At 65.5% G+C, this 26,957-nt stretch carries 29 protein-coding genes and 1 riboswitch; of the genes, 10 read left to right on the top strand and 19 right to left on the bottom strand.

Annotation, left to right across the window (positions count from 1 at the left end; genetic code table 11):
• The first annotated feature begins 15 nt into the window (after window positions 1-15).
• Window positions 16-666, top strand: coding sequence for a precorrin-8X methylmutase (locus tag Q0X68_RS06690; protein ID WP_108869973.1), 651 nt, complete (start codon window positions 16-18; stop codon window positions 664-666).
• Window positions 656-1,801 (top strand): cobalt-precorrin-5B (C(1))-methyltransferase, encoded by a 1,146-nt coding sequence (locus tag Q0X68_RS06695; protein WP_297749315.1) that lies wholly within the window; start codon window positions 656-658, stop codon window positions 1,799-1,801. The genes Q0X68_RS06690 and Q0X68_RS06695 overlap by 11 nt, the downstream gene beginning before the upstream one ends.
• Before the next feature lie 6 nt (window positions 1,802-1,807).
• Here the strand turns inward: Q0X68_RS06695 and Q0X68_RS06700 are convergent, their stop codons facing one another.
• The 5 genes from Q0X68_RS06700 to Q0X68_RS06720 all read right to left on the bottom strand — a co-directional run bounded on the left by Q0X68_RS06700 (window position 1,808) and on the right by Q0X68_RS06720 (window position 8,664).
• A complete protein-coding gene (locus tag Q0X68_RS06700) occupies window positions 1,808-3,040 on the bottom strand; it encodes a CbiX/SirB N-terminal domain-containing protein (RefSeq protein ID WP_297749318.1) in 1,233 nt (410 codons plus the stop codon).
• Complete coding sequence (gene cobJ, locus Q0X68_RS06705) at window positions 3,040-5,472, bottom strand: precorrin-3B C(17)-methyltransferase (protein ID WP_297749321.1); 2,433 nt, start codon at window positions 5,470-5,472, stop codon at window positions 3,040-3,042. Before cobJ ends, Q0X68_RS06700 begins: the two co-directional genes overlap by 1 nt.
• Complete coding sequence (cobM, locus tag Q0X68_RS06710) at window positions 5,469-6,329, bottom strand: precorrin-4 C(11)-methyltransferase (protein ID WP_297749324.1); 861 nt, start codon at window positions 6,327-6,329, stop codon at window positions 5,469-5,471. Before cobM ends, cobJ begins: the two co-directional genes overlap by 4 nt.
• Window positions 6,326-7,066, bottom strand: a complete 741-nt coding sequence (gene cobI / locus Q0X68_RS06715; RefSeq protein ID WP_297749396.1) for a precorrin-2 C(20)-methyltransferase — start codon at window positions 7,064-7,066, stop codon at window positions 6,326-6,328. Before cobI ends, cobM begins: the two co-directional genes overlap by 4 nt.
• A 38-nt stretch (window positions 7,067-7,104) precedes the next feature.
• A riboswitch (cobalamin riboswitch) is annotated at window positions 7,105-7,233 on the bottom strand.
• On the bottom strand, window positions 7,213-8,664 hold the full coding sequence (locus Q0X68_RS06720; RefSeq protein WP_297749326.1) for a cobyric acid synthase: 1,452 nt from the start codon (window positions 8,662-8,664) through the stop codon (window positions 7,213-7,215). It overlaps the preceding riboswitch by 21 nt.
• A 43-nt stretch (window positions 8,665-8,707) precedes the next feature.
• On the opposite strand from Q0X68_RS06720, the gene cobO reads away from it, so the two are divergent.
• From cobO to cobA, 3 genes are read left to right on the top strand one after another with little or no spacing between them, the layout of a single operon-like run.
• Window positions 8,708-9,286 carry a cob(I)yrinic acid a,c-diamide adenosyltransferase gene (gene cobO / locus Q0X68_RS06725; protein WP_297749328.1) on the top strand — a complete coding sequence of 193 codons (579 nt, stop codon included), beginning with the start codon at window positions 8,708-8,710 and terminating at the stop codon, window positions 9,284-9,286.
• The gene (locus Q0X68_RS06730; RefSeq protein WP_297749331.1) at window positions 9,280-10,635 is read left to right on the top strand and encodes a cobyrinate a,c-diamide synthase; all 1,356 of its coding nucleotides are present in this window, start codon (window positions 9,280-9,282) and stop codon (window positions 10,633-10,635) included. The genes cobO and Q0X68_RS06730 overlap by 7 nt, the downstream gene beginning before the upstream one ends.
• Entirely contained in the window at window positions 10,635-11,393 is a 759-nt protein-coding gene (cobA, locus tag Q0X68_RS06735) for a uroporphyrinogen-III C-methyltransferase (protein ID WP_297749334.1), read from the top strand. Before Q0X68_RS06730 ends, cobA begins: the two co-directional genes overlap by 1 nt.
• Here the strand turns inward: cobA and Q0X68_RS06740 are convergent.
• Window positions 11,371-12,105 (bottom strand): cobalt-precorrin-6A reductase, encoded by a 735-nt coding sequence (locus Q0X68_RS06740; protein ID WP_297749336.1) that lies wholly within the window; start codon window positions 12,103-12,105, stop codon window positions 11,371-11,373. The two genes, cobA and Q0X68_RS06740, sit on opposite strands and share 23 nt — an antisense overlap.
• A 91-nt stretch (window positions 12,106-12,196) precedes the next feature.
• Window positions 12,197-13,045 (bottom strand): DUF559 domain-containing protein, encoded by an 849-nt coding sequence (locus Q0X68_RS06745; protein ID WP_297749338.1) that lies wholly within the window; start codon window positions 13,043-13,045, stop codon window positions 12,197-12,199.
• A gap of 172 nt (window positions 13,046-13,217) precedes the next feature.
• Here Q0X68_RS06745 and dtd point away from each other — a divergent pair, with 172 nt between their 5' ends.
• The gene (dtd, locus tag Q0X68_RS06750; protein WP_297749341.1) at window positions 13,218-13,655 is read left to right on the top strand and encodes a D-aminoacyl-tRNA deacylase; all 438 of its coding nucleotides are present in this window, start codon (window positions 13,218-13,220) and stop codon (window positions 13,653-13,655) included.
• A 12-nt stretch (window positions 13,656-13,667) separates the two neighbouring features.
• Here dtd and Q0X68_RS06755 read toward each other — a convergent pair whose 3' ends face one another.
• Window positions 13,668-14,039, bottom strand: coding sequence for a YccF domain-containing protein (locus Q0X68_RS06755; protein ID WP_108869998.1), 372 nt, complete (start codon window positions 14,037-14,039; stop codon window positions 13,668-13,670).
• Window positions 14,040-14,113: 74 nt separating this feature from the next.
• Here Q0X68_RS06755 and trmB point away from each other — a divergent pair, with 74 nt between their 5' ends.
• The 4 genes from trmB to Q0X68_RS06775 are packed head-to-tail and all read left to right on the top strand — an operon-like array spanning window position 14,114 to window position 16,889.
• Window positions 14,114-14,827, top strand: coding sequence for a tRNA (guanosine(46)-N7)-methyltransferase TrmB (gene trmB / locus Q0X68_RS06760; RefSeq protein WP_297749346.1), 714 nt, complete (start codon window positions 14,114-14,116; stop codon window positions 14,825-14,827).
• Entirely contained in the window at window positions 14,824-15,639 is an 816-nt protein-coding gene (gene truA, locus Q0X68_RS06765) for a tRNA pseudouridine(38-40) synthase TruA (protein ID WP_297749349.1), read from the top strand. The genes trmB and truA overlap by 4 nt, the downstream gene beginning before the upstream one ends.
• A complete protein-coding gene (locus Q0X68_RS06770) occupies window positions 15,636-16,229 on the top strand; it encodes a class I SAM-dependent methyltransferase (protein ID WP_297749352.1) in 594 nt (197 codons plus the stop codon). The genes truA and Q0X68_RS06770 overlap by 4 nt, the downstream gene beginning before the upstream one ends.
• A gap of 45 nt (window positions 16,230-16,274) precedes the next feature.
• The gene (locus Q0X68_RS06775) at window positions 16,275-16,889 is read left to right on the top strand and encodes a superoxide dismutase (RefSeq protein ID WP_297749354.1); all 615 of its coding nucleotides are present in this window, start codon (window positions 16,275-16,277) and stop codon (window positions 16,887-16,889) included.
• A 72-nt stretch (window positions 16,890-16,961) separates the two neighbouring features.
• Here the strand turns inward: Q0X68_RS06775 and Q0X68_RS06780 are convergent, their stop codons facing one another.
• The 11 genes from Q0X68_RS06780 to Q0X68_RS06830 all read right to left on the bottom strand — a co-directional run.
• Window positions 16,962-19,283, bottom strand: coding sequence for a hypothetical protein (locus Q0X68_RS06780; protein WP_297749357.1), 2,322 nt, complete (start codon window positions 19,281-19,283; stop codon window positions 16,962-16,964).
• A 41-nt stretch (window positions 19,284-19,324) separates the two neighbouring features.
• Entirely contained in the window at window positions 19,325-20,002 is a 678-nt protein-coding gene (locus tag Q0X68_RS06785) for an ABC transporter ATP-binding protein (protein ID WP_297749360.1), read from the bottom strand.
• The gene (locus Q0X68_RS06790) at window positions 19,999-20,334 is read right to left on the bottom strand and encodes a peptidase inhibitor family I36 protein (RefSeq protein ID WP_297749363.1); all 336 of its coding nucleotides are present in this window, start codon (window positions 20,332-20,334) and stop codon (window positions 19,999-20,001) included. Before Q0X68_RS06790 ends, Q0X68_RS06785 begins: the two co-directional genes overlap by 4 nt.
• 143 nt (window positions 20,335-20,477) lie before the next feature.
• Window positions 20,478-21,089, bottom strand: a complete 612-nt coding sequence (locus tag Q0X68_RS06795) for a transglutaminase domain-containing protein (protein WP_297749366.1) — start codon at window positions 21,087-21,089, stop codon at window positions 20,478-20,480.
• Complete coding sequence (locus tag Q0X68_RS06800; RefSeq protein ID WP_366127914.1) at window positions 21,082-22,227, bottom strand: glycosyltransferase; 1,146 nt, start codon at window positions 22,225-22,227, stop codon at window positions 21,082-21,084. The genes Q0X68_RS06795 and Q0X68_RS06800 overlap by 8 nt, the downstream gene beginning before the upstream one ends.
• 15 nt (window positions 22,228-22,242) lie before the next feature.
• Window positions 22,243-22,824 (bottom strand): hypothetical protein, encoded by a 582-nt coding sequence (locus Q0X68_RS06805; RefSeq protein ID WP_297749369.1) that lies wholly within the window; start codon window positions 22,822-22,824, stop codon window positions 22,243-22,245.
• Window positions 22,825-22,833: 9 nt separating this feature from the next.
• Complete coding sequence (locus Q0X68_RS06810) at window positions 22,834-23,745, bottom strand: hypothetical protein (protein WP_297749372.1); 912 nt, start codon at window positions 23,743-23,745, stop codon at window positions 22,834-22,836.
• A complete protein-coding gene (locus Q0X68_RS06815; RefSeq protein ID WP_297749375.1) occupies window positions 23,742-24,386 on the bottom strand; it encodes a molecular chaperone in 645 nt (214 codons plus the stop codon). Before Q0X68_RS06815 ends, Q0X68_RS06810 begins: the two co-directional genes overlap by 4 nt.
• Window positions 24,386-25,327, bottom strand: coding sequence for a DmsC/YnfH family molybdoenzyme membrane anchor subunit (locus Q0X68_RS06820; protein WP_297749378.1), 942 nt, complete (start codon window positions 25,325-25,327; stop codon window positions 24,386-24,388). Before Q0X68_RS06820 ends, Q0X68_RS06815 begins: the two co-directional genes overlap by 1 nt.
• A 1-nt stretch (window position 25,328) precedes the next feature.
• Window positions 25,329-25,937, bottom strand: coding sequence for a DMSO/selenate family reductase complex B subunit (locus Q0X68_RS06825; protein ID WP_297749381.1), 609 nt, complete (start codon window positions 25,935-25,937; stop codon window positions 25,329-25,331).
• 11 nt (window positions 25,938-25,948) lie between these two features.
• On the bottom strand, window positions 25,949-26,957 hold a 1,009-nt coding region (locus tag Q0X68_RS06830; RefSeq protein WP_297749384.1), incomplete at its 5' end, for a molybdopterin dinucleotide binding domain-containing protein.

Genomic DNA, 26,957 nt, shown 5'->3' on the forward strand with positions numbered 1-26,957 from the left:
CGCTACGGTTACGGTGTGCAGTACGACTATCTGAAGCTCGGTTCCGACATCTACCGGCGCTCATTCGAGATCATCCGTGAAGAGGCGAACCTCGAACGTTTCCCCGCCGACGTGGAACCCGCCGTCGTGCGAATGGTGCACGCTGCGGCAGATCCCGCCATCGCCGACATGGTGGCGTTCACCCCCGACGTCGCCTCGCGCACGCTGGCTGCGTTGGAGTCCGGCGCGACCATCCTGTGTGACTCGTCGATGGTGGCCACCGGCATCATCCGCTCACGGCTGCCTGAAGGCGCGCAGGTGGTGTGCCACATCAAAGACCCGCGCCTGGTGCAGCTCGCGGAGGAGCAGGGCACGACGAAAACTGCGGCCGCGGTGGATTTGTGGCAGCACGATGGGCTGCTCGACGGCGGCATCGTCGTGATCGGCAACGCCCCCACCGCGCTCTTCCGCACGCTGGAGGTGTGCCACGCCACCGGCGCACGCCCAGCCGCGATCGTCGGCATCCCCGTCGGGTTTGTGGGTGCGGCGGAATCCAAGCAGGCGCTGGTCGATGACACCCTTGGCCTGGAGTACCTCACGGTGTTGGGCCGCCGCGGCGGCTCGGCGATGGCTGTGGCTGCCGTGAACGCCATGGCCAGCGCAGCCGAAACCACGAATGACCGCTGACGAACAGGCTCGATTGGCCGCGGAGGGGCGCGACGCGCTGCGTCCCCGCGGGCGTGCCGCACAGCTGGAGCATTCCGAGCTCCGCCCCGGCTGGACGACGGGCGCGTGTGCGTGCGCGGCCGCCACGGCGGCCTTCGAAGCTCTGCTGACCGGCGACTTCCCCGACCCCGTCGAGATCACCTTGCCCGGCGGGCGCACACCAGCGTTTGCGCTCACCCAGAGCCGGTTGAGCGACGGCGAGGCGATGGCGGCTATCACGAAGGATGCCGGCGACGACCCTGACGTCACCCACGGCGTGGTGGTGCGTGCCACGGTGCGGCGCACGTCGGACGGTGCAGGCGTGAGTTTCGTAGGGGGCTCGGGCGTCGGCACCGTGACGCTGCCTGGATTGCCTCTCGAGGTGGGCGAGCCGGCCATCAACCCCATGCCCCGGCAATACATCACCGACAACCTCGCTTCCGTGGCGCATCGCCATGGCGTGAACGCCGACGTCGAGGTGACCATCAGCATCGACGACGGCGAACGCGTCGCGGAGCGCACGTGGAATGCCCGCATCGGGGTGCTGGGCGGGCTCAGCGTGCTCGGCACGACGGGCGTGGTGGTGCCCTATTCCTGTTCGGCATGGATCGCCTCCATCCACCGCGGCATTGATGTCGCCTGCGCCAGGGGCGCTAGGCACGCCGCGGCCTGCACGGGCTCCACGTCGGAGCGAGTGGCCGAGGAGCTGTACCCGGGCATCGAGCTGCTCGACATGGGAGATTTCGCGGGCGCCGTGCTGAAGTACCTGCGTAAGCATCCCCTGCCGCGCCTCACCATCGTCGGGGGCGTGGCGAAGCTATCGAAGCTGGCGGCGGGTTATCTGGATTTGCACTCTCACCGCACGCAAATTCAGCCCGCCCACTTGGTGCAGCTGGTTGCTAGCGCCGACGCCAGTGAGGCGCTGCAGGCTCAGATCGCGGAGGTGCGCACCGTCGCGCACGCCGTGCAGCTCGCCGACGAGGAGGGCATCAACTTGCCCCACCTCATCGCAGTATCTGCCCGCAACGAAGCCCTCGAGGTGCTCAAGGGCTCCCCCGTCGAGGTAGAGATTGTGGTGGTGAACCGAGCGGGCGACATCCTCGCCCGCGTCGGTTAGCCTCGCTCAGCCCTGCAGTGCTTTGAGCAGCGCGTCGCGCACGCTGACGGAGCGTCGGGGGTTACGGTCGCCTACGACTGCGACGGTGAGCCCGCCCGCAGACGCGGTCGCCGGGGTGGCGGCGGATCCTTCTAGAGATTTATCCGCCCGCACGCAGAATGTGTGCCGGCGCTCGGCTTCCTCCGCCACCATCTGGTTGACCGCAGGGTCGTTGCTGGCCGCCAGCACGTACCAGGCGTCGGCCACATCGTCGGCACGAACGGCGCGCTGCTCCCAGGCGATCGCGTTGCTCGCCGCGAGCCTGCCAACCTTGATGCCCACGTTGGGTGCCACCACTCGCACCTTGGCGCCGACGGCGAGCAGCGCGGGAATGCGCCTTGCTGCCACGGCTCCGCCGCCAACGACGAGAACGTCGCGGCCCGCGAGGGAGAGGCTCGATAGGTAGCCGGGCGCCCCGTCATCCACGCCTTCGGCGTCCAGCTGCTCCGCGTAACGATCCACCACGAGCTGGGCGAGCTCGTCGCAGTCTCCAATAACTTCGGCGACGCGCACCTCCACCTCGGGGTGCTGCTCGGCCCACGCCTGCACTTGGTCGAAGGTCCACGTGCGCAGCTTGCCGGGGAACAGGAAATGCTGCCCGACGACGATCTGCGTCGCCCCTGCGGCCAACGCCTTGTGCAGCGCCTCGGGGATGGATGGGCGCGACACCTGCACGAAGGCTGGCTCCACGTCGGCGAGCTCGCCTTCCTCCATGACGGTGCGGGTGAGGCGGTAGTGCTCGGCGTTGGCTTCGGTCACTAGGTTGCCTCGCCCGACGAGCACCCCCACCGTGTCCTTGGCACGCCAGGTGTCCATCGCTTCGCGCATTCGTTGCAGCAACGCGTCGAGCAGCAGCGGGCTGGGCAGCAGCGGCTTCGCGTAGCGCACATCAGCGTCGCCGCGCCCCTCGTCGAAGGCCTCCGGGATGTCTTGCCGCACGTGCCCGCCGGTGGCGAGCATGAGGGGGACGACGACGGCGTCGGTGTCGCCGGTGATCTCGCGCCCGTCGAGCGCTTCGCGCACCGCCTCAGCGATGGTGGGTTCCGCGAGTTCTACGAACCCGAGGGTCACGCGTCGCCCAGGCAGCATGGATCGCACCCGATCCACCAGGGCGCGGCAGGCCTCAACGCCGTCGGCGTCACGGCTGCCATGGGCGGCGATAATGAGTGGCACGTCGCCGGTCACGTCAGCGATCTTCATCAGCAGTTACCTCCTTGTATTTTGCCCATCCACTGATAGTCGCGCGGCGTCACGATGGCCTCTTCACCATCGCCTGTGGGAACCACCTTCGTGCTGGATGAGCCGACGATCACGATGGTGTGCATGTCCACCCACTCCGGGTCGAACGTCTCGAACGTGCCCCATCGGATGCGCTGCTTCTTGCGGTATGCCTCGTACACCGCCATCACGGGCGTTGTCGCCGGGCGTTTCGCACCCAGAATCTCGAGCGCGCGAGGCAGGTGGCGGGTACGTTTGCGCGACCTCGGGTTGTACAGCGTCACCACGAAGTCGCCCTCCGCGGCGGCCTCCAGCCGTCGCTCGATGTCTTCCCACGAGGTGTGCAGATCGGACAGCGAGATGGTGACGTGGTCGTGCCCGAGGGGCGCGCCCAGCAACGCCGACGCGGCGAGCTCCGCTGTGACGCCGGGAATAACGCGCACGTCGATGCCCTCGGTGCCCGTCTCCAGGGTGGGCGATGCCATGGCGTAGATGGACGGGTCACCCGACGACACGAACGCCACCGCGTGCCCGGCCCTGGCGCGTTCAATGGCCAGCGCGGTGCGCTGCGCCTCGGTGCCCATCTTCGTGGCCGCCACCTCGGCGTGCGGCGAGATGAGGTCCTTGATCTGACGCACGTACGGGATGTACCCCACCACTACGGAGGCGGTCTCGATGGCGCGCCGCGCCATGGGCGTGAGGAGGTCACGCGAGCCAGGGCCGAGTCCCACGACACGCAGCTCGCCGCGCGCGGGCAGACGCCCGATCGCGCAGGTGGCTTCCGTGTTCTTCTGCTTCGGCACGACGATCGACGCGCCACGCGCCAGCACGGACGCCTCGCTGACGCTGGGGGTGCCCACCTCGTCGGCAACCACCGTCGACGGCGTTGGCACGTCGCGATCGCGAAGCTCCGCCGCCTCGTAGGTGACGAACGGCACGCCCAGTTTCTTCGCCAGCCGGACGAGGGCACCTTCGTGGGCTTTCACGTCGATGCTGGTGAGTGCGGTGACACTGTGCGGCGAGAGGCCAGCGTCGGCGAGGGTCTGCTCGAACAGGCCGTGTACCTCAGCGTCGGGGGCCGCCTTGTTGCAGCCCATACCCACCACGAGCGACTTGGGGTGCAGCACCACGCGCGGCACCGTCGGTGATTCCAAGGCCTGCTCGTCGCGATCCGTCACGACGATTTCCCCCGCCGGCTGCGTGCCTTCCGGTAGCTCCTCCGACACGTTCGAGGGCAGCGGCGGCAGCGGCCAGAGCGCGTCACGCACCAACCGGATGGGTTGCCCGTCGAGCATGGCTCCGGTGACGGCAGCCACGTCGCCGCTGTGCGCCCAGCCGAGCGTGTCGAGCGCGGGGATGCCCAGTGAATCCGTGGCGGTGGTGACCACCGCCTGGCCGCCGAGTGCGGTCGCCACCTGTTCTGCCAGAAGGTTCGCGCCACCCACGTGGCCGCCTACCAGGGGCACCGCGAAATGGCCGCCCTGATCGACCACGACGACGCCCGGATCGGTCTTCTTCGACGCCAGCATGGGCGCCAGGATGCGGGTGGTAGCACCGAGCGCCAGGTGGGAGATCACCATGTCACAGGAGTTGAAGGCCTCGACGAGCCCCTGGGTGGCGGCGCCGTCGAAGCGCACGGTCTCTACACCCAGCGCCTGCTCGATACGATCCGCGTTGCGGCGAGCGGCATCCGAGCCCGTCACCTGGCCAATGCGCAGGCCCTCCCAGCCGTCGTCGCCCACGCGCTCGTGCGCGACGCTCGGCGCCGCCGCGGGGCGGGGCTGGGCGCTCACCACGGCGTCATCGTCCCAATCCGCGTCGGGATGGTGCTCCAACACGAGCACAACGTTCGGGTGACGGACATCGTCGAGATTTCCCAGGGTGGGGCCGTCGAGCACGCGCACGCGCTCGTCGCTCTCCCCCAGGCGCTCGGCGAGTACGTAGGTGCGGTCGAGACCGGCGAGGGGCTCGGTGAGCGCGGAGAGCGGCTCGCGCGGGTCGGTCATCACCGCCACCTTCGCGAAGCGGCGCGCGGCGGTGATGGCCGCGTCGACGGGCCGGCCATGCGCGGACACAGTGATGGCGTCGTCCCAGGGCAGTCCGACGCGCGCAAAGGCCTCCGCCACCGACGAGGCTGCCGTCACCACGCGGGGGCGAAGCCCGAACGCGCGAAGCTTGCGCACCACGCCGAACCACAGCGGGTCGCCCGAAGCGATCACCACTACGTCGGTGTCTTCCGGCAGCTCACGGATGCGTTCCACCGCTGGGGTGAGCGCGCCGAGCACGATGCGTTTGGGCTCGGGCACATCGAGCTCATCGAGATGCCTGGTGCCGCCCACCACGACATCGGCGTGAGCGGTGGCGCGACGAAGCTCGTCGCTGGGTGCCCCAAGGTGTCCATACACAGTAATCATCGACGGTCTTCCTCCAGGTTGTAGGTGGTTGCGCCCTCGGCGCGAAGGGACTGTTTCGCCTCGCTGTCGGCCGGGCGATACTCATGCCGAAAGCCTGGGTGATACAGGTGGGAGCGTTTCGCGGCGCGCGTGGTCGACAGCGCCGGCCCCACGAGCACAACGGTGTGTTTCCACAGCTTGTTGGCCTTCATCGTCGCCGATAAATCCCTGAGTTCACAGCGCCACATCTGCTCGTCGGGCCACGTGACCCGGTAGCCAATGATGCAGGGGGTGTCCGGGGGGTAGCCGCCGGCGAGCAGCTCTTCTTGCAGCTGTTTGTTGCGCGCCGCGGAGAGGTAGAGCGCCATCGTCGTGCCGTGAGCCGCGAAGGAGCGCACGGTTTCGCCGTCTGGCATGGGGGTTCTGCCGCCCTCCAACCGGGTGAGGATGAGCGACTGCGCCACCTCGGGGAGGGTAATTTCCGCGTCCATCCGCGCGGCCGCGGCACTGAATGCGGAGATGCCGGGCACGGTTTCGGTGGCGATGCCGATCTGCGCGCAGAGGTCGCGCTGTTCTTGGGTGGCTCCGTAGATGTCCGGGTCGCCGGTGTGGACGCGCGCGACGAGCATCCCCTCGTCGCGAGCTCGCGTGTAGAGCGGCACAAGGTCTTCCAACGGAATCGACGCGGAGTCGATCACTTCCGCGCCTTCCTTGTGGCCGGCGACGATGCCCGGGTGCACGAGGGAGGAAGCCCAGATGATGATGTCCGCTTCCGCGATGACGCGGGCGCCGCGCAGGGTGATGAGGTCGTCGGCGCCCGGCCCCGCACCCACAAACACCACGAGCCCAGCTGCTGGGTCAAGGCGTAGTCCGCTCATAGTCGTCCTCCTGTCTTCGTGCGCGATGCCGGCGCGAGCACCGTCGAAAAATAGGGGGCCTTGCGCTCGTCGAGCTCGGCCAGGCGGATGATGCGCTCGTCAGGAAGGCCGACGTCGGTGCCGATGAGGGCTCCCTCCAACCGGCCCTGCTCGGCCAGCGCATCCTTCAGCGCGGCGAGTTGGCGTCCGCCCTTGTAGATGGTGACGGTGTCAGCCACCTCGCACACCTGGCGCAGCGCCTCCTCGCCTACGGTGGCGGGCACCAGCGCGAGGATTTCTTGCCCCTCCACCAACGGAGTGCGGCTGCGGGCGGCGATGGCCTGCATGGCCGTGATCCCCGGCACCACTTCTACGCTCACCTCGCGCTGGCGGCGTACCACGTCGCACAGGTACGAGAACGTCGAAAACACCGACGGGTCCCCCACCGTGGCGAGTGCGACGAGCTGGGCGCCACCTGCGAACGCGTCGAGTGCGACGGCTGCGGACGCCTCCCACGCGTTGGTTCTGCGTTCGTCCACGCCGCGGCGCTGCGCCATCGAAAACGGCACACGGTGAATCTGTTCGGCCTTGTGGGGAAGGTGTTCCATCACAATACTTTCGGCCCTACCGACGGTGCCTTCGCGCGCCTCCGTGGCGGGAACGAGAATGGCGTCGGCGGCGTCGAGCACCTGCAATGCGCGCAGCGTGATGAGCGCCGGATCTCCCGGCCCTACTCCTACTCCAGCAAGCGTAGGCATGTCTGCAGATTCCACGTGGCCTCCTCGGGTGCTTCGCCCGTTCGACCCAGCCGATCCGAAGTTCCTGGCTTCCACATGGCGTGGTTACAGTGGCGGCACCGCTCCCGGATTTGCACCGGATTCCTTCGGCGTCGATCGACTGACGATCAGTTGTCGTCAATGAGTCTACCCACACGCAGCAGGGCATCGATGTCGAGGTGTTCCTCGCAGGCGTCGGCGAGCGTGTCGATCATCTGCTCGCGCCGCCCGGCCATGCCGGGGGCAGTGGGGTCGGGCGCCCAGGGCGACCCCGTGCGCGCGGCCACTTCGCCAAGGAATGCGCGGCGGAACTCGTCGGATTCGAGCGAGCCGTGCATCATCGTGCCCCAGCAGGAGCCCTCGTGCACGCCGTCAAGGAAGGGTTCCGCGCCCGGACGCGGCGCGCAGATGCCGTGGTGAATCTCGTAGCCATCAACGTGGTGTCCCCGCCACGCCGACGAAGTGCGGGCGAGCACTTTCTCGTCGTGGAACTGTGTGTCCACCGGCAGCAGACCGAGGCCATCGTCCGTCTCACCGGCCTCCACGCCGTCGCGGATGGCGTGGCCGAGCATCTGAAATCCGCCACAGATGCCCAGTACCGGGAGGCCCTGCGCAGCGCGTTGTTCGATGGCGTCAGCGATGCCTTCCGCGCGGAGCCAAGCCAGGTCAGAGAGAGTGGAGCGCGAGCCGGGCAACACCGCCAGATCTGCGCTCAGCACCGCGCGGGGGTCGGTGGTGACGAGCACTTCCACCCCGGGTTCTTGCGCGAGCGCATCAACGTCGGTGGCGTTCGAGATACGCGGCAGGCGCACGACGGCGACGCGCAGGCTGCCGTCGCGCGATGCTTCGGCGCGCCACCGGCCGACGGCGAGGGTGTCCTCCCCATCGAGCCATACCCCCGGCAGCCACGGCAACGTGCCGAGGTGCTGCAGCCCGGTGCGCAAGGTGAGCTCGGCAAGGCCGGGCGCGAGGATAGTGTCGTCGCCGCGGAATTTGTTGATGATGTACCCGGCGAGCAGGCTGCGGTCTTCGTCGTCGAGGAGCCCCCAGGTGCCGAAGATCGACGCGAGTACGCCACCGCGATCGATGTCCCCTACCAGCACCACGGGGAGAGCGAAACGCCTCGCCAATCCCATGTTCACGTAGTCTCCGGCGCGGAGGTTGATCTCCGCTGGGCTTCCGGCGCCCTCGCACACCACGAACTCGTGGTGCGCGGCGAGCTCGTCGTAAGCCTCCCACGCGGCGCCCGCGAGCGCTCGCCTGCCGGTGGCGTACTGCCCGGACTCCAGCACCCCGCCGGGTTGGCCGCGCACCACGATAAAACTGCGACGGTCGGTGCCCGGCTTCAGCAGCACGGGGTTCATCGCCGACGACGGCTCCACCTCTGCGGCCAGCGCCTGCAGGTACTGCGCCCGCCCGATCTCCGCTCCGTCGGCGCAGACCATCGAGTTGTTACTCATGTTCTGGGCTTTGTACGGCGCGACGTCGATACCGCGACGCCTCAGCGCACGGCATAGTCCCGTCACGACGAGCGACTTACCAGCATCCGAGGAGGTGCCTGCCACCAAAATCCCAGCCATGCCCGTGAGCCTAGCGAAGGTGAGGTTATGCAAGGATTGCTAGGTGCCAACGAGTAGAGAGCCCACCACTGCCGAGCTGCGACGCCGCCCCGTCGTGCTCGTGCACACTGGCGAGGGCAAGGGCAAGACGACGGCGGCCATGGGTGTGGCGCTGCGCACCTGGGCGCAGGGTGAGTCGGTGGGTGTGTTCCAGTTCGTGAAGTCGGGCAAGTGGCGCACCGGCGAGCACCTCGCGCTCACGACGTTGGCTGAAGCTGGCGGAGGCGCCGTCGAGTGGGAAACACTGGGTCAGGGATGGTCGTGGATTCGCACCCCGTACTCCGAAGAGCAGCGTGCGGAGGCCGCAGCCGAGGGCTGGCGGCACGTCGCGGAGGGCATCCGCAACGAGCGTCACCGGCTGTGGGTGCTCGACGAGTTCACCTACCCGATGACCTGGGGCTGGGTGGATCCGAGAGAGGTCGCCGACGTGCTGCGTACCCGCCCTGGCCGCCAACACGTCATCATCACCGGGCGCAACTGCCCGGACGAGATCGTCGAGGTGGCCGACCTCGTCACGGAAATGGTGAAGGTCAAACACCCCTTTGATAAGGGGCAACGCGGACAGGCAGGCATCGAATGGTGACCCTTCCCCGGATACTGGTGGCCGCCCCGGCATCGGGACACGGCAAGACGATGCTGAGCATCGGCCTCATGGGTGCGCTGCACCGTCGCGGCCTGGTGGTGGCGCCGGCGAAGGTGGGCCCCGACTACATCGACCCCGGCTACCACGCGCTGGCCACGAAGCGCCCATCGCGCAACCTCGACCCAGTGCTGTGCTCGCCCGAGCTCGTCCCCCAGCTGCTGCTGCGCGGCGCCACCGTCCCCGCGCCTGCGGACGTGGCCGTCATCGAGGGCGTGATGGGGCTGTTCGACGGCCGGGTCGGGCGTCACGGCGAGGGCTCTGCCGCGCACGTCGCCCAGCTCACCGACACCCCCGTCGTGCTGTGTGCAGACGCGTCGCGCACGTCGCGCACCATCGCCGCGACGGTGGCGGGCCTGGCCGCGTTTGATCCGCGAGTACGCGTGGCGGGAGTGATCTTCAACAAGGTGTCTTCACCACGGCAACGCTCTGAGATCTGTGATGCCATGGGCAGCGTCGACGTGCCGGTGTTGGGTTTCCTACCCAAGGACGAGTCCGTCGAGGCCCCGTCGCGACATCTCGGGTTGGTGCCCGCAGCCGAGCGACCCGACGCCGCCGAGCGGCTCGACGGGCTCTTCAATCTCATCGAGGCCCACATCGATCTCGACGCCCTGCTCAGCCTCGCCCGCACCGCACCACCCCTTCCTCACAAGGCATGGGATCCCACTGACGTGGTGCACGCCCCCAGCGCGCGCAGGCCCGTCGTCGCAGTCGCGGGCGGGCGGGCGTTCACGTTCCGGTACGCCGAAACGGTGGAGTTGCTGGAAGCCGGCGGGTGCATCGTCGAAGAGTTTGATCCGACGTCGTCCCCGCACCTGCCCGAGGGCACCGCAGGGCTCTACCTGGGCGGGGGTTTCCCCGAGATGCACGCGACGGAGCTCGCCTCCAACCATTCGCTGCTCGACGACGTGCGCCGCGCCGTGGCCGACGGGGTGCCCACCGTCGCGGAGTGCGCAGGCATGCTCTACCTGGGCGAATCCCTCGACGGTGTGCCCATGGCGGGAGCGCTGCCGCTGCGGGCGGCGATGGGTAAGCGCCTGCAGATGGGGTATCGCGACGCGGTGGCCCTCGTCGATTCTCCCCTCGCTGCCGCCGGCACCCAGGTGGTGGGGCACGAACACCACCGCACTGCCGCGCAGATTGAGTCGCCAACAGGCTGGGACTTCCCCGGCCTGCATCGCGACGGCGTCGCCACCAGTTCGGTACACGCCAGCTATCTCCACGTGCATTGGGCAGGGCATCCGGCCTTGGCCCAGCGATTCATCGCAGCCTGCCACGAAAGGAACATCTAATGGAATTCGCACCTGGAACGGTCACGCTCGTGGGCGGCGGCCCTGGAGACCTCGATCTGCTCACCGTCGGCGGGCTGCGCGCGCTGCGTGCCGCTGACGTCGTGCTCTACGACCGTCTCGCGCCGCTGGCTGCGCTCGACGAGTGCCGCGACGACTGCGAGCGCATTCCTGTGGGCAAGGTGCCGCGCGGCAAGTTCACTCCGCAGTCGGAGATCAACGAGCTGCTCGTCGAACACGCCCGCGCAGGCAAGGTGGTGGTGCGGTTGAAGGGCGGCGACTCCTTCGTCTTCGGCCGTGGCGGCGAGGAGTGGCAGCACTGCGTGGCTGCCGGCGTGCCCGTCCAGGTGATTCCCGGCGTGACGTCCAGTGTTGCTGCACCCGCGCTCGCAGGCATCCCGGTGACGCATCGCGCCTTGTCGCGCGGGTTCAGTGTCGTGTCCGGGCACGTACCCCCTGGCGATGAGCGCTCCGACGTGAACTGGGCGGCGCTCGCACAAACGCACACCACCCTCGTCATTCTCATGGGGGTGAAGCACCTGCCGGAGATTACGTCGGAACTGCGCGCCGCGGGCCTCGCGGACGACACCCCTGCCACCGTGATCGAGGACGCCGCTAGCGACGACATGCGCGTCGTGCACGGCACGCTCGCCACCATCGCGGAAGTAGCCGTACAAGCCGACATCCGCCCACCGGCGATCACCGTGATCGGTGCCGTGGCGGGAGAGATTCTCGCCCCTACCTCTGAACATTCGAACTGAGCCAGGCTAGTGCCTCGTCGACGCTGCTAACGATGTCACCCTCCACCTCGGGGCGTCGCAGCATCACCACTTGCACGCCCAGCTTGCGGGCGGCGTCGAGCTTGGCTGCGGTGTGCTCGCCTCCGGCGTCCTTGGTAACCAGCACGGCAATTCGATGGGCTCGCATCAGCGCACGCTCGCCATCGAGGGTGAACGGCCCACGTTCTTCCAGCACCCGCCAATGAGTCGGCCAGGGCAGCTCTCCGGCGAAGGCCACGCGGCACACCACGTCGCGTTCCGCCAGGGCTTCGGCGTATTCGAGGGAGTGCTGGCGCCCGACGGTTAGGAAGACCGCGCCACCGTTGGCGGTAGCGGCCGCGGCGGCTTCGGCGTGTGACGACACCCAAATCCAGTTGTCATCGCGCGCTACCCAGCTCGGGCGCAGCAGCCGCACCAACGGTACACCCGTGGCTTGCGAAGCAGCCACGGCATTGCGCGCCATCTGCGCGGCGAAGGGGTGGGTGGCGTTGATAACCGCGCGAATGTCCTCGTCACGCAAGAATTGCGCGAGCCCTTCCGCCCCGCCGAATCCGCCCACGCGCACAGACCCGGCCGGCACGACGGGCTGCTTCGTGCGCCCTGCGAGCGACGACACTACGTCGAATCCAGCGTCCACCGCTGCCGCCGCGATGGCCCGCCCTTCCGCTGTGCCGCCGAGTACCAGAATTCGCATACCCGCACGCTACCGGCCTCATCCGCGACTGAGCGCACGCCAGACGCGGATTTTGGTGCTTTGGGGCCCGTTTTTGCCATCTGGTGTGCGCTCAGGCGCGCCGAAGGCGCGCCATGACGTCCTTCACGATGTCAATGAGCGTGTCCATGCTCGCGGCGGTGAAGCGCAGCACCGTCCAGCCCCGGCGAATCAGCTCTGCGTCTCGCCGGCGGTCGGCAACGAACTGCGCGTAGTCTCGGTGGAACTCCCAGCCGTCGAACTCCACAATGAGCTTGAGCCCAGGCCAAGCGACGTCTGCGAAGATGACCTCACCTGCCAAGTTGATGAGGTAGTTACTCCTCCACCCGCCAATCCCTGCCTCGCGTAGGAGCTGATGCCCCCGCCGCTCGAGATACGACCAGGGCTCATCCCTGGAATCGATCAGCAGCCGCGCCGCTTCCTTGTTGCCGTCCCGCCCAGGGATGAGGCGCAACGCGCCGATGAGATCCCCAACCCGCACCGCCCTTCGCCTGAGCGCTTCATCGATGGCGCTGGCCCCGTCTGTAGGGATCATCTGCAGCACCGCCAGCGGCGGTGCTGCGTAGCGAATCCCTGATCGCTCGATCACGAGTTCCTCTGGGATGTCTCGCCGCCGGATCTCGAACCCAGGCGGTGCGGATCGCATGTGTCGCCTGGAGCTGGCGTGCACGGTGTCGGTGGGATGGTCTGGCCACCACGTTGCTTTCGCCGCAGTCGCACCCGTCACGATCGCGTCGGGGTCCCACTGCTGGAGCGCGAGCACTCGTGACGACAAGGAGAAGTCGGGGGCATAGATTCCCTGCAGCACGCGCACGAGTTCCCCGCGCTGCACCGCGCGCCTCACGCGGTCACGTAGGTGGCGGTAGCGGCGGATGTCGATCACGCCCTCATCGGCAAGTACATGAGCAAGTTGTTCGTCCATGCCTTACGTTGTGGCAGCGACACGCCCGAAATTTGCATCCGAACTCGAATCTGTGGATAACTCGCGAGCTCGACTGAGCGCACTCCAGATGCAGATTTTGGCCCTCTGGCACCCGTTTTCGTCATCTGGAGTGCGCTCAGTCGCGGATCGCTCTGGTACTACCCTGTGGCGCATGCGCATCGTGGTACAAAGAGCAAAGATCGGCAAGGTCACCGTCAACGGCGAGGTAGTGGGCCAGCTCCCCTCCCCCGGGCTCGTGCTGCTCGTGGGCATCACGCACGACGACACCCCCGAAATCGCCGCGAAGCTCGCGAAGAAGTTGTGGACTCTGCGCATCCTCGAGGGGGAAGTCTCCGCGAGCGATGTGGATGCCCCGATTCTGGCGGTGAGCCAGTTCACCCTCTACGCGGACATCCGCAAGGGCCGGCGCCCGTCATGGTCGAAGGCCGCACCGGGGCCGGTCAGCGGCCCGTTGTTCGAGCGTTTCGTTGAGGAGTTGCGCGCCCTCGGCGCGCACGTCGAAACGGGACAGTTCGGTGCCATGATGGATGTGGAGCTCGTCAACGACGGCCCCGTCACCATCTGGTTAGATTCCGACGAGCTGCGCTGAGGCGCGTCGGCGTCAGGCGCTCACGATGCGCTTGCCGAAGGGGAAGCAGCTCACCGGAATCATCTTGAGGCTCACCACAGCGTTGGTGATGCCGATAATAGTGACCGCCTGACCGAGCGCGGTCACCACGTGCACCAGCGCGAGCGCCCACCCCAGCAGGATGAACCAGATCACGTTGATCACGGTAGAGAACGCCCCAGCGCTCGGCTTCCTCTCGACGCGCTTCCCGAACGGCCACAACACATACGCGGCCATACGCATGAACGCCACCCCCACGGGGATGGTGACGATCAACAGACAGCTGACCAGGCCCACCAGGAAATAAGCCAGCGCCAGCCAGATGCCGCCGAATACGAGCCAGATGATGTTCAACACAGTACGCACGGATGCCTCCTTGGTTACCTCGAGCCTACCTGCTCCCCTGCGCTGATCCAGGCGGTTCTCGATACAGTGGTGCGGTGACTTCCGCCCGCCCCCACCGTGACATCGTGAGCTTCGTGCGCCGCAGCTCCCGCATGAATGATTCGCAGCGCACCGCATTGGAGCGCCACGGCAGCGAGTTCATCGTCGACGTGCCCACCGGCGAGCTGGAGACGTCCATCGCCGACGGCGCCAGCGTCGACTGGGCCGCGACGTTTGGGCGCGAGGGCGAGCTCATCGTCGAGATCGGCTCCGGCACCGGCGATTCCCTCGTCCCCATGGCTGCCGGGCGCCCGGAGGCGAACGTCGTCGCCTTCGAGGTGTTCGAGCGGGCGGTGGCGTCGACGGTGGGACGGCTCGCCCGCGAAGAGGTGTCGAACGTGCGGCTCGTGATGGCCGACGGCGCCCAGGGCCTCCGGCAATTGTTCGCCGACGGCTCCCTCACCGAGGTCTGGACGTTCTTCGCCGACCCGTGGCACAAGGCGCGTCACCACAAGCGGCGGCTGGTCTCGCGTCAGTTTGGCGACGTGGTCGCGGCCAAGCTGCGCCCTGGTGGGTGTTGGCGGTTGGCCACCGACTGGGAGGATTACGCGCTCTGGATGCGGGAACAGCTCGACGATCATCCGCTGCTGCGCAACGTGCACGACGGCTGGGCGCCACGGCTTGCTGAGCGCCCGGTCACGAAGTTCGAGGCGCGCGGGCTCGCCGCGGGCCGCCAGGTGTTCGACCTCACGTACGAGCGCCGGCCATGAGGCTCCGCATCGACCTCGCCTACGACGGGCACGACTTCCACGGCTGGGCCGCGCAACCTGGCCTGCGCACGGTGCAAGGCGAGCTCGAAACATGGATTGGCAAGGTGCTCCGCAGCGCCGAGCCATCGTCACTCACCGTGGCCGGCCGCACCGACGCCGGCGTGCACGCCCGCGGGCAGGTGTGTCACCTCAACGTCGAACGCCCGTCCCCGACGATCTGCGACGACCTCCGCCGGCGTCTACGCAAGGTGCTGCCCGACGACATCGTCGTGCGCAACGTGTCGCCCGCGCCCGACGGCTTCGACGCGCGCTTCTCTGCCATCTGGCGCCGCTACTCGTACCGGGTGCTGCCCGCAGATCGGGTGCCCGACCCACTGCAGCGCGGCCACGTCGTCGCGCTGCGGCACGGCGTCGACGTCGAGCTCCTGAACAACGCCGCCCCCCTGCTGCTCGGTCTGCGCGATTTCGCCCCGTTCTGCAAGCCTCGCGACGGCGCCACCACCATCCGCGAACTCCGCGAGCTGAGAGCCACCCAGCGCGAGGATGGCGTCGTCGAGATTCATCTGCTCGCCGACGCGTTTTGTCACTCGATGGTGCGCTCACTCGTCGGGGCACTGCTGGCGGTGGCCGGCGGGGCTCGCGACGAGACGTGGCTGGAGCGCGTCGCCGCGCACCCTGAGCGCCACAACGAGGTGCTCGTGATGCCCGCGCACGGGTTGGTGCTGGAAGAGATCGGATATCCGCCCGACGACGAGCTCGCCGCCCGCGCGGCCACGGCCCGCGCCGTTCGATCCCTCGAGGAGCCATCATGAGTCACTATTTCGAGACCCCCGACGAGCCGCTCGTCACCCGCACCATTGACGCCACCATCTTTGGCAACGACCTCACGTTCACGACGGCACGCGGGGTGTTCTCCGGAACCCGGCTGGACCCGGGCACGAGCGTGCTGTTGCGCGAGGTAGACCCGCCGTCGGAGGGGCACATTCTGGACCTGGGCTGCGGGTTTGGTCCGATCGCGGTGGGGTTGGCCGTCGCGTCGCCGAAGGTCACCGTCGATGCCGTCGATGTGAATGCGCATGCCGTAACGCTCACGAACATGAATGCGGAGGCGCACGGAGTGGCGGATCGGGTGCGGGCAGGGACGGATGCGGATGGCCCGTTCGACGAGATGTGGTCGAACCCGCCGATTCGCATCGGCAAGGCTGCCCTCCACGCGCTGCTGCTCAGGTGGCTGCCGAAGCTGCGTCCCGACGGCACGGCGTGGATGGTGGTTAGTAAGAATCTGGGTGGCGATTCGCTTGCCCGCTGGCTCACCGACGGGGGATGGCCGACGGAGAAAGTGGCCTCTGCGAAGGGCTTCCGTGTGCTTAGAACCACTTGGGCGGGGGAATATTCCGGCTAGGGTGGAGGTTGTAGCCAGTGAACGCCCCTCGAAAGGATATTGGCAATGACCTACGTTCTTCCTGACCTCGACTACGACTACGGCGCACTCGCCCCCCACATCGCCCCTGAGATCATGGAGCTGCACCACAGCAAGCACCATGCCACCTACGTCAAGGGCCTCAACACCGCGCTCGAGCAGCTCGCCGAGGCGCGCGAGAAGGGCGAGTTCGGCACCGTCAACAAGCTCGCCAAGGACGTCGCCTTCAACCTCGGCGGCCACGTGAATCACTCCGTGTTCTGGAAGAACATGTCCCCCGACGGTGGCGGCGAGCCCGAAGGTGCCCTCTCCGACGCCATCACCGAGGGCTTCGGCTCCTTCGAAGGCTTCAAGAAGCAGTTCAACGCCACGGCGCTCGGTATCCAGGGCTCCGGCTGGGCCATCCTCGCTCTCGACACCCTGGGCGGCCAGCTCCTCGTGCACCAGCTCTACGATCAGCAGGGCAACCTGCCGTCGTCGCAGGTGCCGCTGCTGCAGCTCGACATGTGGGAGCACGCCTTCTACCTGCAGTACAAGAACGTGAAGGCCGACTACGTCGACGCCTGGTGGAACGTCGTCAACTGGAACGACGTCGCCTCCCGCCTCGATAAGGCCAAGAACGCGCAGGCTGCGCTCGCCTGACCTTCGGCATCAACTCGTAACAACGCCGTGCGGCGCTCCCACCTGGGGGCGCCGCACGGCGTTTCTTGGAGCTCAGATCACTTCGCTTCGCCGACGTTTTCTCACTCCTCGCGCGGAGAGAGTGGCGACAAGGAACACCACGACGGCTGCGGTCAAAATCCCGACAGCAACACCCAGCCATCCGACTCCCGCTAAGTCAAATACAGGCGGATACAGCAGCTCCAGCAACCCCGTTGATAGAACTGCTGCAAGCAACCCCAGCGCCAGCGGGACGGCTAGGAGCAACCCTCCAATGGCGCAGAGCACCCGCCAAATCCATGCAAAGGGCAAACCTATGGCATCCAATCCTTTGGCAAGAGGACGAAGCCCTTCCACTTCCCTCCGCATCGTCCACAGACACAGAGGGATGCTGGCAACAGCGAGCACCACGAAGCCCCCTGCAAGATACAGCGGAAGTCCGCCGGTTTGAGCGAGGTACCTGTGCATAGAGACGACATTATTGCCCGACGTAGTCGGCCACTCAGCAAGACGAGACTCCACCTCATCGTCGATCCCGGTGTACACCCACATGGTGCGGGATTCCGGCTCCTCTGGGAAGGATGATTGCAACGCATATCCGTACCCCAGCGCGAGTCCACGCCCTGTCTCAGGCTTATATCCTACGACGCTGCTCGCGAGGGTTGAACCGTCCTGGGCCTGCACGGTAATGGGTCCATCTGTAGCACCCGCACGCAGTACGCTGCCGCGCATAAGTGACTGCTTGGCTTCATCGGGAAGCTGACCCAAGATGGTTTCCGCATCCGCTAGCGATGCAACCAAGAGGATTATTCCCTCTCCGTCCACAACATACGAGGTTTGGGTGAGTTCTGCGCTGTGCGTGATACCGACGGATCGCTCCATTTGCTCAAGGAGTTTGTGGCCGCCTTCCTCTTCCGAGGGCATATCGACGACGACCACGCCTCGCGGTACTGGAGATTTCAGAAGCTCCGTTTGAGCGGCGACGGACGCCGTAATGTTGATGAATACTGCGCACACCACCGAAACTACGGCGGTAAGGCTGGCAAACACGGTGGCCCAACGTCGACCGTCCTCGACGATAAGCCTGCCCGCTAGCGCGCCCGGTGAAGCAGTATGTTTCGCAAAGCGCATACCCAGCGCTATGCCAAGAAGTGGTGCCGCGCAAGCGCTTGCGGCCACCATGAGCAAGATGCCTATCGTCATTGGCCAAAATCTGCCGTCAGAAGTCCACAGCACTGCTCCCGCTATAACGACAAACATAGCAGTTAGAATTTGGAAAGCACGCGCGCCTTTGTGACTCAATGCGACGGCAGTCCGGCTGCGCATGGAAAGTTGCCGCTCATCTCGCATGATGCCCAACAGAAAGCCTATCAGTGCACCCCCGACGGAGAACAACATCACCGCCAACACCAGCATGACATCAAGGCTCCACGGACCAAGTGGTAATCCCCCACTCAGGCGACCTAAGACCGGGCGCGCAACGAGTGCTACGAGGCTGCCTGTGAGCGACGCGACGATGGATGCTGCCGTGGCGCCTACACACACCGTCGATATTCCAGCTGTGCGCACAATCTTGGAAGAAATACCTGCCTGCGAAAGCACGATTTGCACCTTGCCAACCCAGCTCGCCGCTCGAGTACTAAAGATGAGCGGAACGCTGAACACGACGAGCGCTGCAACGCTCACAACACCGAGAAACTCTTTGGCGTTTGTACGGGGGCCCTCAAGAAAATGTGATCTCCATGTGAAATTCGCTGGCAAAGCTTCGTGACGTTGCACTACTGAAGCCACGGTCTCGCGTATAGAGGTTTCGTCGCCTTTAATGTAATACGAGGTGTCAAGACTACGTACAAAAGATTGACTGGCAGGAACATCCCAGGTGTTCCAAGTTCCAGGCACGCACAACATCAGATGTTGGCTCGGGCTGTACACGTTTTGCAGGGTGCCTACAATCTCCAACTGCCATGACCCCACCGTCGGTGCCCAAACTGTCTGGCTCAGATTCGAGAGACATTCACCGGGAGAGTTAGGCAAATGATCACCATCGACGTGAAAACGACCTTCCAATGCAAACGAACGGGGATTTATCTCATAATATTCGACATCATCTACCACCTTCCCCTCTGCTGAACGCAGTGCGATAAGACTGGAATGCTCTATATGAGGATCTAGATCTCGTAACCAAGTAGGCATTGGCGCATCTGACACCGATGAAGTATCTTGTTCATCTACATAGTACTGATAGAGAACATCAGCTTCACCAAGATATTTCGCAGCCAATTGCTCTGGGGACAGCTGTAAGGCTTGCAGAACACCCCAGGCCAGCGATGCAATAAAAGCTACAACAGCGGTGGATAGCAACAGAATTTGCAGCACCCTGGCCCTCAATAACAACGGAATTAGGCGAACTGATGGCCTCATAATACACACCCATCACGCATTTCTATTACCCTATCACCATATTTCTTAGCGATTGGATCATGCGTAGCGACGAGGCAACCAATACCTTGACCATGCGCTAAATCGCGAAGATGCTTAAATAGAGATTCAGAATTCTTCGAATCCAATGCTCCCGTCGGCTCATCACACAAAAGGAAGGGACGCTCTCCAGCCAAAGCCCGAGCAATTCCCACTCGTTGACGTTGACCGCCTGACATGTGCGCCGGAAGACGATCCACAAGATCTTTAATCCCCACAAGTTCGAGCAGATTTTCAGCCTTTTCCGATGCTCGCTGAGCTCCCTGGGTACGCAACACAATTTCAATATTTTCTCGTGCTGTGAACTGTGCAACGAGGTTATGATCTTGGAAAACTAGACCGACGGTATCGAGTCGCAGCTTCGTTCGCTGCTTCGCGGAGAGGCCAACGATTTCTTGATCTCCGATCTTGATGGTGCCCGAGTCAGGCTCTTCAAGACCGGCGATACATGCCAACAACGTGGACTTCCCTGAACCACTGGCGCCTTGCAGACAGACAATCTCACCTTGCGAGAGATCCAATTCAACGTTATCCAGTGCAATCACTGGCTGAGCGGCCATCGGGTACGAGAAGCAAAGCTCCCGCACCTCGATGGCCTGAGCAGAAGCGTCACTCATCCGCAGGAACGCCCCAACTGAAAGGAGGAAACCTTATTGTCATCCCAGAACCCGAACCAAGCAGCTTTAGATTTTGGGTCCCCCGTAAAGCAGCGCCCTCCACCATTAGCATCATGATAGAAAGCCACATAGTAGCCGGTCTCATTCTTAAAAGAACTGAGGCGGTCATTGGCCCCAGAAGACATATTCCGTGGCTTTGACATCTTGTTACTGAATGACCCAAGCCAGGTCTTGTAATCACTATCTGCATACAAATGCAGAGCAGCCTCTGCAGCCACGGGGGCAATCAACAGCACGCTAAGTGCAGAAATGAGCAGCTTTCGAATCATCATTGGTCCTTACTCACTCTGAGCCGCCCCCTCTGGGGCAACTTCTAGCGAAAGGATATGCGAAGATGCGAAGCCTGTCTATAGTTTTTTACACCAGATATGATCTGGCTACAAAGCACCTAGCCAGCCCTACAACAAAGCTCCCATTACGGCTCGTCGCGCTCCCCATACACCCACGTGGGCACTGGCTTTCCGGTGAGCCAGGCCCACCACACGATCGCCACGACGAACGGGGTCAGCGCAAGCCCCAGTGCCCAGCGCGTGCGGATGAACACGGGCAGCTCGTCGGTGAGCGGTACGAAGTTGATCTCGCCTGCCTTGTTTGACACAGACGACGCGCAAGCGTCCAGCCACCTGCCGTCGACGCACACCTTCACCCAGGTGTGCCCGCTCAGGAACCATGGCCTGGAGAATCCGCGCACTCGCGCGGCGTGCACGAGGCGCACGTCGAAACCCAACCGTCGCAACACAAGCAGCAGCACCGTGTTGTATTGCGGGGAGCGCCCGCGCCCGTGGCGAAGCGAGGTCGTGGGCGACTCCCACAGATGCCAGGCCGAGTGCACCGGGAAGGCCTCGGCGACCGCGCGAATCGCTGCGTTCACCAGGTCGATGCCCTCCTCCCCGCCGGAGGCGGCCGCATCCGCGATGGATTCGACGGTATCCCCCCGCCCTGTCGGTGCCGGCGCGAAGGCAGCCACCGTGCCGACCGCCGCACCTATTACCCCAGCCACACCGAGCATTGCCGTGCGTTTACGCATGCTTCCTCCTCGTGAATCCGCGCAGCGATCGGGCCGGAGCTTCGTCGGCGAGTCGCTCGTGGAGCGCCAGCATCTGCTCGATGGTGCGCCGCCAGCTGTACTGCTCCGCTCGGGCTCTGGCCGCCTGCCGCAGGTCTGGGCCGAGGTTGGGCACCAGCCGCTCGACGGCATCCGCCAGCGACTTCGGGTCCGGCGCTCCCCACGCGCCCGACGTCGCGTCCACCAGTTCGTGCGCCCCGCCGCGGTTCGACGTGACGACGGGGGTTCCCGAGGCAAGCGCTTCCAATACGGCTAGCCCAAACGTCTCCGCCGGGCACACCGACAGCGAAATGTCCGCCGCCGCGTAGCGCTTGGCGAGCTCGTCGCGCCCGTCCACGAAACCGTGGAAGAACACGGGCGCGTCGCCGGCGATCTCCTCGAGCTCGGCCTTGTCCGGCCCGGTGCCGTAGAGGTCGAGCCGCACCGGCCTTCCCCGACGGTGCAACTCCACTGCCGTCGCCACGGCGAGCTGCGGCGACTTCTCGTGGCTCAGCCTGCCCGCGTAGCAGAGTTTGAGCACGCCGTCGTCGGCGGGTGCGCCCACCTCGGGGCGGAACGTCGCGAGGTCCACACCCAGCGGCACCCGCTCAAGGTTGGCGCCGGTGTTCGAGAACTCTTCGGCGGCGAACTCGCTGGTGACCACGACGGCGTCGAACTCTTTCGCCAACCGACGGTTCATCGCACCCACGGCGGCCTCCACGCCGAACGAGCGCTTGATCCACATCGCGAGCATGTCGGAGAGCCGCTCGTGGCTGAACAGCACGGAACCCACCGCGCGCTTCTTCGCCCACCGGCCCGCCGGCGAGAGCGTCCACTTGTCCGACACCTCGATGGTGGTGGGACGGAACCTGTCCAGCACGTCGAGCGCGCGCCAAGGCTTCGAGATCATGCGGTACTGCTTCGTGATACGCGGCGACCGCACGAACACGTGGATGCCGGATTCGTCCTCGACGATCTCGTCGCGCTTGCCTGGAGACACGAACACGCGCTCGTGGCCGGCCTCGATATAGCCGCGTCCGAGCTGCTCGATGACCACCTTCATCCCGCCGGACGTCGGGCCGACGAAGTTAGCCATTTGCGCGATTCGCATGCCTACCAGTGTGCCACGCCCGGCTCAGCCACCCAGCAATAACCGGCGCTTCGGGTCCTCGTGCAAAAGACCCCGCACATCCCGGCCTACTTCCACTCCGATGTGGAGCGCGACGATCTCGGCCAGCACCTTCATCACGAGCACCTGCGTTTCCGTGTGCGTCCGCACACACCACTTGGTCAAGGCATCAACCTGCGGCGCGAGCGCCTGGTGCTGTTCCGCGCGCAGCGTCCGCGCCTCAGCCAACTGCCCGCTGCTCCACAGCGCCGCCTCGCGGGCGGCCTCCGCACTTGCACCTGAGCACCAGGCGGCGAGATCGTCGGCGCGTCGTTGCTGCCAGTCCTCGTCCAGGTCGGCAAGGTCGTCGGCTTCGCTGCGGTTCACGGAGCGCCGCGCATGCGCGCGGAGTGTGGCTTCGAGGCCGGAGACGTCGACGCTCTCCCCCAACCATTGCGTGTGCTCGACGAGTTCATCGGCGACGATTCCCTCGCGCAGGTCAGTCACGAGGTCAGGCGTCGGGCGGCTCAGGATGCGGGCGCACCAACCCCACATGGCGGCACGCGATGCCGCCGCGATGTGCATGTGTTGTGCGAGATCGTCGGTCATGGCTTCACGCTACGCCATCGGGCCTTGTTGTTCCCGCATCCGTCGCAGCCGCTCGATGGCTTCAGGCGGGAGCGTCGAGCCGAACGGGTTCGCCCGACGCATCGCGCACACCGGGCACAGCGTCTCGTCAGCCTCCGGGCGGAAGGCCACTCGGCAGCGCTCGCAGGTGCGCGTGGCGACGGTGATGAGCGGCGCGGGCTCGCCGTCGAGGAGAGTGCTCCAAGGCGCGGGGGCCTCGACGGTGAGCGCCCGCTGATCGCAAAACTCGATGCAGCGGCGGCACCCGTCGCACAGGGACACGTCGAAGTGGAGCGTGCTGGCTGCGTCGGTGTGCGTGAGCTGTAGCGCTCCTTGCGGGCACGCCTGCACGCATTGTCCCTGCGCCGTGCAGCCGGCTGCTGCGAGTTGCACGCCTGGGCCGGGTGCGTCGTCGGGCACCTCCGGGTGGGGCGGATCGCCAGCGAGCACGCGCAGCGCGGAGCGCAAGCGTTGATGGTCGGTTTGAGAGCGGTCTGGCTCCCAGGTGGGCTCTGCTGGTTCCCCAGTGCGGCCCCCGAGCCCGAACAACGAGCGACGTTGCACCGTCGGCATCGCCTCGGCCTGCAGTACGTCGCGCTTCGCTTTGCCGGGCTCCGGCTCGCCCAATTCCCGACCCACCAGGGCAAACAGCGTGCGCCACTGCTCGATACGCGACGTGAGCCCAGCGTCATCGGCGTCGGGCGCGATGCGCACGTCCGCAACGCCAAGTGCGAGCATCTCCAGCGGCAGGTGCAGCGGCGCGTCGACGAGGTTTCCCGGCCAGCAGATGGGCACCGCACCGCGCTGCCCACGCACGGGCGGCGGCGCGTCGCTGCTCCACAGCTCGACGACGCGCCCGGCCCCAAACAGCCGCGCCCAGGTGATGACGCCGTCGACGCTCATTCGGCTACGACAAGCCTCTTCGCTGCGGCCAGCGCGTCTTGGCCCAGGAGCCCGATGCCTCGGTAGAACGACGTCTGGGCCGCCGAGGTGAGTTGGTCAAAGAAGGTGGGCACCCACCGCAACACGTGGTCGCGGCAGAACTCGTCGTGCGCGGCGAAGTATTCGTCGGCGCTGGCGTCGCCCTTGTCTTCTGCCTGCATGCCGCGTACCAGGAGCTGACTCAGAAACTCCAGCTCCAGGGAGACGTGATCGTCGGGTTCGACATTCATTTTCGGAGCTTGCAGCCCGAAACGCTGGTACATGCGTCGGACGTCGAAGGTTTCCTCGTCGAACAGCAGCTGCTCTTCGCCCAGGTGCACCGATCCCCACGGCACCGCCGCGGGGATGCCCGGCCCACGCAGAAGCTGGAAGTGGTCGTCGTCGATCTCTTGCATCGTCTCCGACGACGCCCGCAGCGCGTCGATGCCGCTCCGAGTGCGCTCTCCGCCCAGCCCAGCGGCGGCGTCGTCGGCCAGCGGCCAGGCGGCGAGCATCGTCGGATCGCGGAACACGTTGACGGTCTGCTCAGCCGGGCATTCGGTGCCCACCACGCTCGCGAGCGCCGTCCACGTGGCGGCGAATGCGTCTGCGTGCTGGCGCATCAAATCCCAATCCTGACCATCGCCTCGTAGAACTGCATGCGGCCGAGCAGCTCACCGACGAATACGAGCGCCAGCGCGGCGGCGACGCAGATGGTGAGCGGCGTGGGGTTGGCGTGCGGCTTCGCGAAACCGTAGATGAAGATGGCGAGCAGGCCCGCGCCCACCGCGACGAGTGCAAGCCGCAGCACAAACAGCGCCCCAGAGTAGGCCTCCAGTGAGCTCGCACCGATCTCACCCATCTGGGCCAGGCTTTGCAGGTAAATCGGCATCATCACGAGCAGCGCGGAGCCAGCGACGATCACCGTCACAGCAATGCCCTTCAGCGACGAAGCGACGAGGCTGTTCACCGTGGCCTCGTCGGTGGCATCGGTGGTGGTGTCGATGTCGACCTTCTTCTTGTTCTGGCCAAACACCGTCGTCAGCATGAACGCGGTACCCACCGCGAGCGATCCGAGCAGCACAGCAGTGATGATGAACTGCGCCGGGGTGAACCACGAGTGCCAGGCCGGCACAGTGCGCAGCGAGTAGTAGATCATGCTCATCACGACGAGCAACCCAATGCCGACGAGCGCCGTGATCGCCGCGATCACCTGGCGCAGCCTAGCGCTGCCCCACTTGAACCACTGCATGAGGGCAAACAGGAAGCCAAGGCCGGCGAAGCCCATGCCGAAGATGATCTCGCGCGACAACCACGATGACTGCCAGCCGCGGAACACGTTGAGCACGTGGAACACGTCGTTCATATGGAACATCGACGCGATCAGGCCGAGCACGAGCGTCGGGCCGATGGCGTAGAGCGCAGGGTCGGCAACGCGGTCGATGGTCTTGGAATCGTGCCGCAGCGAACCAAACAACTGGATGACGCCCAGCACCAGGAACGCACCCACCGACATTTGCGCCATGACGGTGAAGAAGATCATCGGGAGTTCGTGGAGGTTCATCTCACAGCTCCTTCGGGTTCGCGATGCGGCCGGTGCCCATCCCAGATGGTTGCGCATCCCGGTGCGGAGTAATCACGAGGTTCGGTTTTGTGATGCTCGGATCGGGCAACGGCTCAAACGCGCTCTGGTCGCCGTACTTCTCTCGCAGCTCCTCGATCGGGCCCCAATCGAGCGCCCGCGCCGGGCAGGCCGCCACGCACGCCGGATCTTGCCCGGTCTCGCGGTAGTCGGCGCACAGGTCGCACTTGCTCATGTGCCCCGTCTCCGGGTTGAACTGCGGCGCGGAGTACGGGCACGCCCACTCACAGTAGCGACAGCCGACGCACTTATCCTCGTCGACGTACACCGTGCCATCGTCGCGGCGGCTCATCGCCGTCGTCGGACACACCTCCATGCACACCGCGTTGTCACAGTGGTTGCAGGCAATGGACGTGTAATAGGAGAACACGTTGGGGGTGTAGGTGTTGCCGTGTTGCTGCCACGTTCCGCCGGTGTACTCGGCGATGCGTCGCCAGTTCACGCCTTCGGGGAGGTCGTGTTTATCTTTACAGGCCATATTGCAGGCCTTGCAGCCGTTACAGACAGTTGCATCAAAATGAAAGCCCAGCATCAGTCGTCTCCTCAAGCTTTCTTAGGTGCCGGCTCAGAGCTGACGAGCTCCACCTGCACGAGGTTCGTGTGCTGACAATTGCCCTTCGAAACAGGGGCGGGATGCATGCTCGACAGCACGTTCACCGAGCCGCCGTGGTCGATCCCGTCCTTGTCCCATTTGATCCACGCACCCTGCGGGAGCGATGCGACGCCCGGCATGATGCGCGGCGTGACCTTCGCCTGGATGTGTACCCGTCCGCGGTCATTGAACAGCCCGACGATGTCGCCGTTCTTAATGCCTCGCTGTTCGGCGTCCATGGGGTTCAGCCACACGGCCTGCGGGTGCAGCTCGTTGTTGCGTTGCAGGTTGCCGTAGGTGGAGTGAGTGCGCTGTTTGTAGTGGTGGCCGATGAGCTGGATCGGATACTTGGCGTCCTTGGCCATGGCCTCCTCTGCGCCCTCCCACGTCGCAACATACTCGGGGATAGCGGATACCTTGTCGCCGGGGCGATTCTCGGGGAATTCCCAGGTTTTGCTCATCTCCCACAGTTCCTTGGAGAAGATCTCGATCTTCCCCGACGGTGTGTCCAGCGGGTTGGCGACGGGGTCGTCGCGGAACTCCTTGAGCCCAACGTAGGTGCCTTCCTCAGGGTTCTCCTCGTTGGCGTAGTAGCGGTGGACGCCCTTCTGAACGAAGTCGTCGAACGACTCGGGAAGCGTGGGTACCTCCTTGCGGCCCTCATCGTAAAGGTGGCGGGCCCAGCCTTCGAGATCGCGCCCTTCCGTGAACTCTTCCTTGATCCCAAGCTTCTCGGCGATACCGGTGAAGATGTCGTAGCCAGACTTCGAATCGTAGAGCGGTTCGATGGCCGGCTCACAAGCAATCAGGTATGCCATGTCGCCGGTGTACTCGCTGGGAACCAGGTCCCAGCGTTCCGCCGTCGTGCAGTCGGGCAAGACGAGATCCGCTAGCTCGCAGGAGCGAGTGAACTGGTTATCGATCACACAGATGAACTCGCACTTGCTGTCGTCTTGAAGC

Source organism: uncultured Tessaracoccus sp. (assembly GCF_947286155.1).
Taxonomy (GTDB): Bacteria; Actinomycetota; Actinomycetes; order Propionibacteriales; family Propionibacteriaceae; genus Arachnia.